This window comes from Thermogutta sp. (assembly GCF_039793925.1).
Taxonomy (GTDB): Bacteria; Planctomycetota; Planctomycetia; order Pirellulales; family Thermoguttaceae; genus Thermogutta.
In genome coordinates, this window is sequence record NZ_JBAMME010000127.1 from 1 (window position 1) to 10,016 (window position 10,016).

The window sequence follows — 10,016 nt, forward strand, 5'->3', positions numbered from 1 at the left end:
CCGTTATATTTTGGAGGCGATGACAAAGTCGTGCGTGTCCTTGTCATGCTGATCCGGGATCTTCCCACCAGCTACGAGGGAGACTTCCCGGGAGCCGCCACGATTCGTCACGAAATCTGGCAATTCACCTGGGCTTACGGCGGATGGAAGAAAGAACGTCGCACCCGCGTGATCGACCGATCTATCCTTCACCGCGATGAGTTACGGCAATGGACCTGGTTGTGGGATCCCAAATTGGGCGGCATTGAAGTCAATAAGGAGCCCGTCACTCTAGATTACGAATTTCCGGACGTGGAAAAGCGAACGCTTAAAGGACTGTATCCTTACTGACTAGCTTTCACCACCCTGTAGCGGATCAGCCGCTGGCCTTGATGCAGCTTATGTAACCTTTTTGGCTGGCATGTGTACAGTTTGCTGAGAAAGTGTCTGTTCGGAATTGAAGGCGGCCCCGCAGAGGGTACAAGCTTGGTTTTGAAATTTGTGCTCCATCGCAAGGTGGTGAAGTTAGAACTGATCAGCGGTAGATGGGAGAGTGAGCCATGCATTGCGGCAAGTCGGGAGCGATCGGCAAGTGGGCAGTTCTTTTCTTCCTAGGTTGTGCTCTCCACCGCGCAGCGTGGGGGCAGCCTGTTCCCTATGCGGCGAAAATCTTTCCCCAGGACACGGCAGCCTTCGTAAGCATTCCGAATATCGCCAACGCAAAAACGGCGTTTCTGCAATCTGCGGTGGGACGGATGGTCAGCGATCCGGAGTTGCGTCCGTTCGTAGCGGACGTCTGGGCTGCCCTCGTGAAAGGAAGCGAGGAGTTCGAAAAACAAACCGGAGTCTCTCTCGAAGCATTACTTGCCATTCCCCAGGGCGAAGTATCGGTGGGATTCGTTTCCTCCTCTACGCAGAATTGGGTACTCTTGGTGTATCTGGATTCCGGGCAGAACGCAGAGACCGTTTCCAAGCTCGTGGATTTCGTTTGCCATCGGACCGCCACAGATGGTGGCAAAGTTCGCGTAGAACAGGTGGAGGATGTGACTTTCCGTGCCATCACTCCACCACGTGAAGAGAAAGCGGTGCTCGGAGTAGCGCTGGATGGCTCGCGATTCATTGGCGGAATCGCTTTCTCAGGAGAAAGCGATTTACAAGTAATCCGAGACGTCATACGCCGAGCCAAGGGAAGCGCTGCGGGATCGGCCACGCTGGCGGAACAGAAGAAATTCCAACAATTTCTGAGCAATATTCGCTATGCCAAACAAGGTCAAATCCATGGCCTTGTTTTCGCGGACCCGCTTCAAATTCTGGAAGGCCTTAAGACTATGAATCCCGGCGCGGCGGTGACGCTGGCGATTCTGCCGGTGCTCGGTCTGGACGGTCTGAACTCCATAGGAGCCGCTATGAGTTTGGACGTGGCAGGATGGGATTCAATCCGAGAGCTCCACATCTTTCTGGACAATCCTCGCCGCGGGGTCCTGGATATCCCGGCCTTCAAAAAAGGAGACGGAACCCCGGAGTTTTTCATCCCCGACTCTGTCATGCAGTACGTCACAGTGTATGTGGATCTGCCCGTTACGGTCGAGCGTATTTCTAAGATCTACGATGGGTTTCGCGGTGAAGGGGCCTTTCAGCGGCAAGTCCTCGATCAGATCAATCGTCGCTTGCAGCTCGATGTGGTCCAGGACATACTGCCCGCCACCACCGGGAGAATCACTCTTGCCCAGTGGATTGAGCGTCCGATTCGACTTAACAGTGTGGTTGGAGGTTTTGTGCTGGAAATGAAGGACGAGGAAAACGCAGCTAAATTGGTCGAGACCATCGCCCAGTCATCCGGACAGGCGCTCGAAAAGAAAGAATTCGGCCAGCGCAGTTACTACATCTCGACCAGAAACCGTCCTGAATCGTTTCCCGAAGGAATGCGATACCCGATTCCCTGCCTAGCGGCAATTGGCCCATACGTAGTCTCGACGGATAGCCCAGCGTTCATGGAACAGATGCTTATTACTGCCGATTCTCCTGAAAAATCTCTCACCGACTCCTTGGAATACAAGCTGGTGCGGGGCCGAATCAAAGCACTGGCCGGTACCGAGAGTCCCTCGCTCTTCACCTTCAGTCGGCCCGAGAGCACGATTGAGATGTGGTATGAGGCCTATCTATCAAACGATTCGCCGGTGCTTCGGGCTATAGAAATTGACGCGCCCAAAGAGTCAGTCGGGACGGCCATCATCCAGGCAATCAAAGGTGGAAAGCTGCCCCCTGTGGATGTGCTCAAGCGCTATTTCGCCCCCCAAGGCGGCTTGCTCATCGACGACGCTACCGGCCTGCACCTCGTCTTCTTTGCCCTTCGCAAGAAGCTCCCCTAAGGTGGCCGAAGCGGAATCACTGGACCGGCCACGCCGGCCCAAATAGAAAGCAAGAACAGCTAGGTCCGCGGGAGTGATGCCGCTGATTCGACCCGCTTGAGCGAAGTCCCGGGGCCTGATTTTGGAAAATTTCTCCCTCGCCTCTGCCCGCAAATGCGGTACAGAAAAATAGTCGATATCATCTGGAATCCGCTTTTCCGCCAAGCGACGCTGCTGCTCGATAGCCGCCTCTTCTCTCGCAAGATACCCGGCGTATTTGATGTCGATCACCACTTGTTCCACGACGTCCCGTGGAAACTCCGAAAGGGAAGGCGCTATCGACACAATGTCGTCCCAGGAAACCTCCGGCCTGGTAAGCAGCCGCGACAGCGGAACCCCACCCTGTCGCGTGGCCTCGAGGACAGCGCGTAGCCGTTCAATGGCCTCAACCTTTTGAACAAATCGGCCCCAACGTGCATCATCCACTAGACCAAGCTCGCGACCAAGGGGCGTCAACCGACGATCGGCATTATCGTGCCGCAACCGAAGCCGATATTCAGCCCGACTGGTGAACATACGATAGGGTTCATCCACCCCTCGAGTGACGAGGTCGTCGATCATAACTCCGATGTAGGCTTGGTCTCTTCTCAAAATGAGAGGGTCCTTCCCTCGCAGCTTGAGCACAGCGTTGATTCCGGCGATCAGACCTTGTCCGGCGGCTTCTTCGTATCCCGTGGTACCATTCACTTGGCCGGCTAGGAAAAGCCCCTCCACACGTTTTGTTTCGAGCGACAGATGGAGCTGATCAGGCGGTAAATAATCGTACTCGATCGCGTATCCGTAGCGGATGATCTCCGCCTTCTCCAGCCCCGGGATCTCGCGAATCATCGCTTCTTGGACATCTCGCGGAAGGCTTGTGGAAAGCCCGTTAACGTAGACTTCAAGTGTATTACGTCCTTCTGGCTCCAGGAAAAGCTGATGCCGCGGCCGGTCCGGGAACCTCACGATTTTGATTTCCACCGACGGACAGTAACGCGGTCCCGTGGATTGAATTTGGCCCGTAAACATTGGGGCGCGGTGCAAATTCTGGCGGATGATCTCATGGACCTTGTCATTCGTGTAGGTAATCCAGCACGGCAATTGCGGCTGGGTGATTTCGCCCGTCATAAAAGAAAAGGGCACAGGATGTTCATCACCATGCTGGATTTCAAGTCGGGTATAGTCAATGGTTCGACCGTTGAGTCGAGGTGGTGTTCCTGTTTTAAACCGGGAAACGACGAATCCGAGCTGGCGAAGTGACCGACTTAGTCCAACAACAGCTTCTTCACCCGCACGGCCGCCTACCATCGTCTTGTCCCCAAAATGGAGCAGCCCCTGCATAAACGTTCCCGCACAGACGACCACACACGGTGCCCGATAAACGGCTCCCCCGCGCACCAGCACGCCGGTAACTCGGGTTTTTCCCGCCACTTGTTCAACCAGCAACTCTTCGACCGTTTCTTGTCGGAGCGATAGATTCTCCTGCGACTCGCAAATACGCTTTACTTCCTGATGGTAAGCCAGTTTGTCTGCCTGGGCGCGGGGACCATGCATCGCTGGTCCCTTTCTGCGGTTGAGAAGTCGAAACTGGATTGCTGTACGGTCGATTGCAAGACCCATGGCCCCGCCCAGGGCATCAATCTCGCGAACGATCTGCCCTTTGGCTACGCCTCCGATGGCGGGGTTGCAGCTCATCTTGGCGATGGTGTCGAGGTTGCTTGTGAGCAGAGCAGTTTTCGCGCCCATTCGGGCGGAGGCGAGGGCTGCCTCCACCCCCGCGTGCCCGGCTCCGATCACAATGACGTCAAATTCGTATGCGCTGCTGTTCATGGTGCGCTGTAGTTTGGCTAACTTTCCGGTGAAAGATCTTTACGACGGGTTGTAATCGCCAGACAGTCATACATGACGCGGCCATTCTGATACACCATTTTACTCCTGCGAATAATCCGCCAACCCCCATTCTGGAAGTATCCATCCGTCTCGATCCGCTCCGCCAAACCGGTCACGGTTTCTAGATACCGTGCTAAACCCGCGTGTTGAGTGAGGATAATGGGTTTAAAATCGGGACCAACAACCAGCGTAACCGGCTCGATGACCAGATTCGAAAGATCTGTGATGGGCGTCGGCTCGATGCGCGGTCGCTGAAGACGAATCATTCGCGCACGGCTGTCGGGCCCCACCATTTCTTTTGCCGAACTGATGAGATCCAGCAATCGCTCACGAACCTCGTTAATTTCCCGTGCTTCATTGATCTTTTCCCAACCGGGATAGTTCTGAATTGCCTTCGCCAGGAGGGAGACCTCCCGCAGGTATTGATTGCGCTGGTTTTCCGGAACAAGGTACATCGTGATGATGGTAACCAGAGCCTGATCTTTGGCATTGTATTGAATGCCATGGGGACTCCATCCCACGACGCACAGCAGGTCGCCCTCAAACGATACTCGTGCGTGTGGACAGGCCCATCCCTTTCCTAGCGACGTATCGGCAGTCCTTTCCCGTTCCAGAACCAGCCCCTCAATATCCAGACCTGCCGGCAAACTGGGGATGGCCTCCAAAATTCGCGCCAGCAACCGTAGCGCAGCAGTCTTGTCTGCTCCCTCCGGCAGTTCGATAAGGCGACCTTCCTGCAGGGCGTCGAGCAGGCTGTCCATGTTTATTCATCTCCAAATCTGTGGAAAAACCATGTTTTTACAAAGTGCGTCATTATTGCATACAACAGCAAAAACCCGGCGATAAAAGGCCAATAGCTAAGTGGGAGGGGCACCATTCCCAACAGATTGGCCAAGGGGGAGTACGGCAGCCAGATCCCTATTGAAGCCACAACCAAGGTTGTCAGCGTCAGATGCATGGAGGCACGACTTTGAATAAACGGAATACGCCTTGTGCGGATGATATGGACGATCAAAGTCTGCGTCAGAAGCGACTCCGCGAACCAGCCGGTTTGGAAAAGAGATACATAATCTATACCACCTGGCGAGCCCGTGTGGGTAAACCGCCAGCACTCGAACACAAACCACATCAGGGCAAACGTTGCATAGTCGAATATTGAGCTTATCGGGCCAATATACACCATGAAACGACGAACATTGTCGATATTCCATTTCAACGGCTTGGCGATCTGTTCGGGATCTACATTGTCCGACGGTATACCAGTTTGCGATATATCGTATAACAAGTTATTCACGAGCACGTGGATCGGCTTCATAGGAAGGAATGGGAAAAGATAACTCGCCCCGACCACGCTGAACATATTACCGAAGTTAGAACTTGCGCCCATCCGAATATACTTGATTATATTCGCGAAAATTCGGCGTCCCTCCATGACTCCTTCTTCGAGAACCAGGAGGCTTTTTTCGAGGAGAACGATATCGGCGGCTTCTTTGGCCACATCGACCGCCGAATCGACCGAAATGCCCACGTCCGCCGCGCGCATTGCTGGTGCGTCGTTGATTCCATCTCCGAGAAAGCCCACGACATGTCCCCGCTCTCGAAGCTTTTGGACAATCTGCTCTTTCTGGCTCGGATTCAATTTGACAAACACGTCTGCCTCTTCCACAAGACGACTAAATTCTTCGTCGGTAAGATCAACCAACTCAGTTCCACTAACTACACGGCGGACCTGAAGCCCCACATCGTGACATACTTTTTGAGTAACCAGCGCATTGTCGCCCGTGAGCACCTTGACAGATACCCCCACATCGCGAAGAAGCCGAATCGCCTCGAGTGCCGATTCCTTGGGCGGATCATAAAAGGCGATATAGCCGAGCAAGATTAAATCGGATTCATCCGCCACAGTAAAGGTCGTCTTTTCGCGGGGGAATTCCCGATACGCCACGCCGAGAACACGGAAGCCCTCGCGATTGAGCCGCTCAACTTCTTCAAAAAGGTCGTCTTTGATGACAGGAATAAGTGGATAGACTTCGTCACCAATCTGGTAGTATGAACACTGCTGGTAGATTTCCTCCACTGCTCCTTTACAGATCAGGACGTGATCGCCCTCATAGTCCACGACGACTGACATCCTGCGCCGCTCAAAATCAAAGGGAAGTTCATCCACCAGTCGGCAGTTCCCCTCGACGTCGAGATTCGCCCTTTCCAGGACTGCACGATCAATGAGGCTGCGCAATCCCGTCTGGAAATAACTGTTCAGGTAGGCGTAAGTCAGAACATCCTCACTGGGTCGGCCGGTTACATCCACATGACGCTCGAGGACCACGCGGTCTTGCGTCAGTGTTCCGGTCTTATCCGTGCAAAGGACGTCCATGGACCCAAAGTTCTGGATCGACGGCAGGTATTTCACGATCACCTTCCGTTTCGCCATGCTGAGCGCACCCTTGGCGAGGTTGACAGTCACGATCATGGGAAGCATTTCCGGCGTGAGGCCGACCGCGACGGACAGACCAAAAAGCAGGGCCTCGACCCAGTTGCCCTTGGTCAAGCCGACGAGAAGGAAAACGGCGGCCACCATGATGACCATCATCCGAATCATCAACCAGGTAAAGCTACGAACACCACGGTCGAAACTCGTTTCTGTCCGTGTGGCCGCCAACCGCTGTGAAATCGAGCCCAGTATTGTGTGGCCCCCGGTATTCACTACGAGTGCCCGGGCAGTGCCACTTATCACGTTACTGCCTAAAAAGCACGCGTTCGGCAAATCCCAGGGACTGGAAACGCCATCGCCACTCACCAGGGCGGTTTTTTCGACGGGCATGGACTCCCCGGTCAAAACCGATTGGCTGACAAAAAAGTCCTTTGCGCTGAGAAGCCGCACATCCGCTGGAATCATCGCCCCTGCCTGTAGAAGCACAATATCACCAGGGACGATTTCCGAGATTTTGACCTCGGTTTCGCGACCGTTGCGCAGAACCACACTCCGCGGTTGCACGCGCTTTCCCAGAGCCTCAACCGCGCGCTGGGATCGCCGATCCAGGATGAATGAGAGCCCCACGCTGAGCAACACCATCGCACCTACCACAATCGTGGACTTCCATTCCCCGACGAGAAACGACACAAAGGCAATGATGATCAGCTGAATATTGAGTGGATTGCGCAGGCGATGAAAAATATCGGCCCATACCGACAGCCGCTTGGCATGGGGAAGTTCATTGGGACCAAATTCCTCAAGACGGTTCTCCGCTTCCTCGTTAGACAGGCCGTTAGGTGAAGACTTGAGCCGCTGGAGGGCTTCCCCTGGAGTGACGAGACAAATTTCCAGAAGTCTTTTCTCGTCGGGAGTGAGAGTGACGGTTTTCGCCGCTCCCTCACCCGTCCCATTTCGACGCCGGAACGAAATGATCAAGGAATGGGACAGAGCTCGCATCATGCGCCCCCCTCTGCAGTGCCAACTGGAAAACCAAGGAGAGAAATCAAACTAGCACCGCCAGCTAAGGATTGACCGCGGAAAAAATGAAGAGCACAGAGCCCCAATGCATTGCCCGCACCAAAAGGCGCGGTGGTTCTGAACACGGCTGGAGCGGTATCGCACGATCTTTTGGGCAAATAAGTCATCTCACGCCTCCGGTTTCACGCGCCGATTCGTCCACCGGAGGCGTGGTGTCGATCCGTTACGGCAGGGGATTATGACCGACCCGCGACCTCCGGAGAGTGCGGAGAATCGTACATTGATGGTCGTCCGGCTCGTTATCCATCATTTCAGGTTGCATGGCTTGAAGTGCGGTCCTGATCAACTGGCGCCGGCGTTCTGCCGAGCTCAGCCGCTGCAGACTAACATCCCCACTTGGTGCCCCGTATCCTTTTCAGTGTAGAACGCAGCGCGTGGCTATTCAAGGACGCGCCGCGTGCGTTCATCTTCGCCACAGTGTGCCAGCGCTTGCAATAATTGTTGCCTGACTCCGAATTGAAACCCACGGTAGGATCGCTTTCTTCCAGGACTAAGTAGCCAGTCTTGAGCTTCCCTTGGACCACATGCCGCTCTGCCGCCTCCATCCCGCCACATTCCTGTCTGCCGGTAGTTTTGCCGACGAATTACCCAGGCACCGGCTGAATCTTCATCGCGTCCACCTCTGCCTGGAACTCGGGACAGCCAACTCATCCGTGGTGAACGGTTGTGAAATTGGATATAAAGATAGTTGGTGACACGTTACACTGCTCACCTGAGGAGGTCACAATCATGACGACGGTCCTTGTGGTGGACGATTCGCCGCTCGATCGCAAGCTGGTAGGATCACTTCTGGAAAAAAAATTTGGCTGGAAGGTGGAGTACGCTGCCTCCGGTGCCGAAGCGCTTGCCAGAGTAAAACAGAGCCCGCCGGACTTAGTCATTACTGATATCAGCATGCCCGAGATGGACGGGCTGGAACTTGTCCGGCATCTTCGCGGAACTTTCCCCGAGGTCCCTGTGATTCTGACCACAGCTTTTGGTTCTGACATGCTGGCTATCGAGGCATTGGAACGAGGTGCGGCCAGTTATGTGCCGAAGTCTCAACTTTCCACAAGACTCGCTGAAACGGCAGATTCCGTCCTGCGAATCGCCGAACAAAACCGAGAGCGAGAGCGACTTTTCGAATGCCTGGAATTCATTGAATTCGAATACCTGCTAGACAACGAACCAGAACTGATTCAACCGCTGGTCTCAGTTGTTCAACAGACCCTGGCCGGGGTGCGGTTCACCGATTTTCCCGGACGACTGCAAATGGGTATCGCCCTGAAGGAGGCGCTCTTAAATGCCTTATTTCATGGCAATCTTCAGATCAGCAAAGAAGAGATCGAAGCGGTATCCGACCGAATCCTCCAGGAAGATGAATTGAGTCTAGTGGAAAAACGGCGGCGTGAACCACCCTATCGTGATCGAAAGATCCGAGTCCACATCAAAATCACGCGAGACGAGGCTGTGTTCACCGTGACTGACGACGGGCCGGGATTCGACGTACAGAAAATCGTCCGAAGAAAGGACCAATCACCGGAATTGGAGCAGCAGCGGGGTCTCTCTTTGATGCAGACATTTATGGACGAGGTCCGCTTTAATGATCGCGGCAACCAGGTAACGCTTATTAAAAGGCGTCCGGTCAATCCTCAGTGAGTGACTCGATCGATGGATGACCATCGTATCCGATTCTGAACGGAGAGGGAATTGCGAAAGATTTGTCCGCCCGTCCTTGCCATGGGGTATTTTTACCGGGTTCTGCTCATCGATCACAAGGACAGTTTTGTCCATAACCTCGCGCGCTATTTTCACAACCTTTCTTGCGAGGCGGTTGTGCAGCGCGTGCCTTTTCTTCCCGATAAAGACGCTATCTGCCAAAACTTTGACCTCGTGGTCCTTTCCCCAGGCCCGTGTGCGCCCCTGAACGCTGGAACCGTGGAGCTTGTGCGAAGCATTCGTGGTGGCGTTCCCATCCTCGGCGTGTGTCTGGGGCATCAAATCATCGCCGAAGCATTCGGCGCACGGGTCTCGCGGGCATTCCAACCCGTACACGGCGAAGCTTCTCTTATGTGGCATGACGGGGAGTGCGAGTTCGCAGGGTTCCCCAACCCGCTAGTCGTCGGAAGGTACCACTCCCTCATTGTTGAGGCCGAGTCCCTGCCATCGGACCTTTGCGTCAGCGGATGGCTCGAAGACGGTACGGTCATGGCCATCCGCCACAGCCGTCTGCCGATCGTGGGATGGCAGTTCCATCCGGAGTCCATCCT

6 protein-coding genes and 1 pseudogene are annotated in these 10,016 nt (G+C 54.6%); 4 read left to right on the top strand and 3 right to left on the bottom strand.

Annotated features, from left to right (window positions below; all coding sequences use genetic code 11):
• Together ABJK56_RS04750 and ABJK56_RS04755 are read left to right on the top strand one after the other, a co-directional pair.
• Positions 1-330, top strand: a 330-nt coding sequence (locus tag ABJK56_RS04750; protein ID WP_347243518.1) for a hypothetical protein, incomplete at its 5' end; no start/stop codon positions are given.
• 209 nt (positions 331-539) lie between these two features.
• Positions 540-2,348: a hypothetical protein gene (locus ABJK56_RS04755; protein WP_347243519.1), complete on the top strand. Its 1,809-nt coding sequence runs from the start codon at positions 540-542 to the stop codon at positions 2,346-2,348.
• A gap of 39 nt (positions 2,349-2,387) precedes the next feature.
• Here ABJK56_RS04755 and mnmG read toward each other — a convergent pair.
• From mnmG to mgtA, 3 genes and pseudogenes are all read right to left on the bottom strand, one after another.
• A pseudogene (mnmG, locus tag ABJK56_RS04760) lies at positions 2,388-4,196 on the bottom strand (tRNA uridine-5-carboxymethylaminomethyl(34) synthesis enzyme MnmG); the annotation flags it as partial.
• A gap of 17 nt (positions 4,197-4,213) precedes the next feature.
• Positions 4,214-5,017: a PTS sugar transporter subunit IIA gene (locus tag ABJK56_RS04765; RefSeq protein WP_347243520.1), complete on the bottom strand. Its 804-nt coding sequence runs from the start codon at positions 5,015-5,017 to the stop codon at positions 4,214-4,216.
• A 2-nt stretch (positions 5,018-5,019) separates the two neighbouring features.
• Positions 5,020-7,689 carry a magnesium-translocating P-type ATPase gene (mgtA, locus tag ABJK56_RS04770; RefSeq protein ID WP_347243521.1) on the bottom strand — a complete coding sequence of 890 codons (2,670 nt, stop codon included), beginning with the start codon at positions 7,687-7,689 and terminating at the stop codon, positions 5,020-5,022.
• 807 nt (positions 7,690-8,496) lie between these two features.
• Between mgtA and ABJK56_RS04775 the strand changes: the two genes are divergently transcribed.
• A complete protein-coding gene (locus ABJK56_RS04775) occupies positions 8,497-9,405 on the top strand; it encodes a response regulator (protein WP_347243522.1) in 909 nt (302 codons plus the stop codon).
• A 51-nt stretch (positions 9,406-9,456) separates the two neighbouring features.
• Positions 9,457-10,016, top strand: a 560-nt coding sequence (locus tag ABJK56_RS04780) for an aminodeoxychorismate/anthranilate synthase component II (protein ID WP_347243523.1), incomplete at its 3' end; no start/stop codon positions are given.

Bases quoted from the DNA above. Each gene is read 5' to 3' on its own strand.
- ABJK56_RS04755 (WP_347243519.1), top strand. From the start codon at position 540: ATGCATTGCGGCAAGTCGGGAGCGATCGGCAAGTGGGCAGTTCTTTTC.
- ABJK56_RS04775 (WP_347243522.1), top strand. From the start codon at position 8,497: ATGACGACGGTCCTTGTGGTGGACGATTCGCCGCTCGATCGCAAGCTG.
- mgtA (WP_347243521.1), bottom strand. From the start codon at position 7,689: ATGATGCGAGCTCTGTCCCATTCCTTGATCATTTCGTTCCGGCGTCGA.
- ABJK56_RS04765 (WP_347243520.1), bottom strand. From the start codon at position 5,017: ATGGACAGCCTGCTCGACGCCCTGCAGGAAGGTCGCCTTATCGAACTG.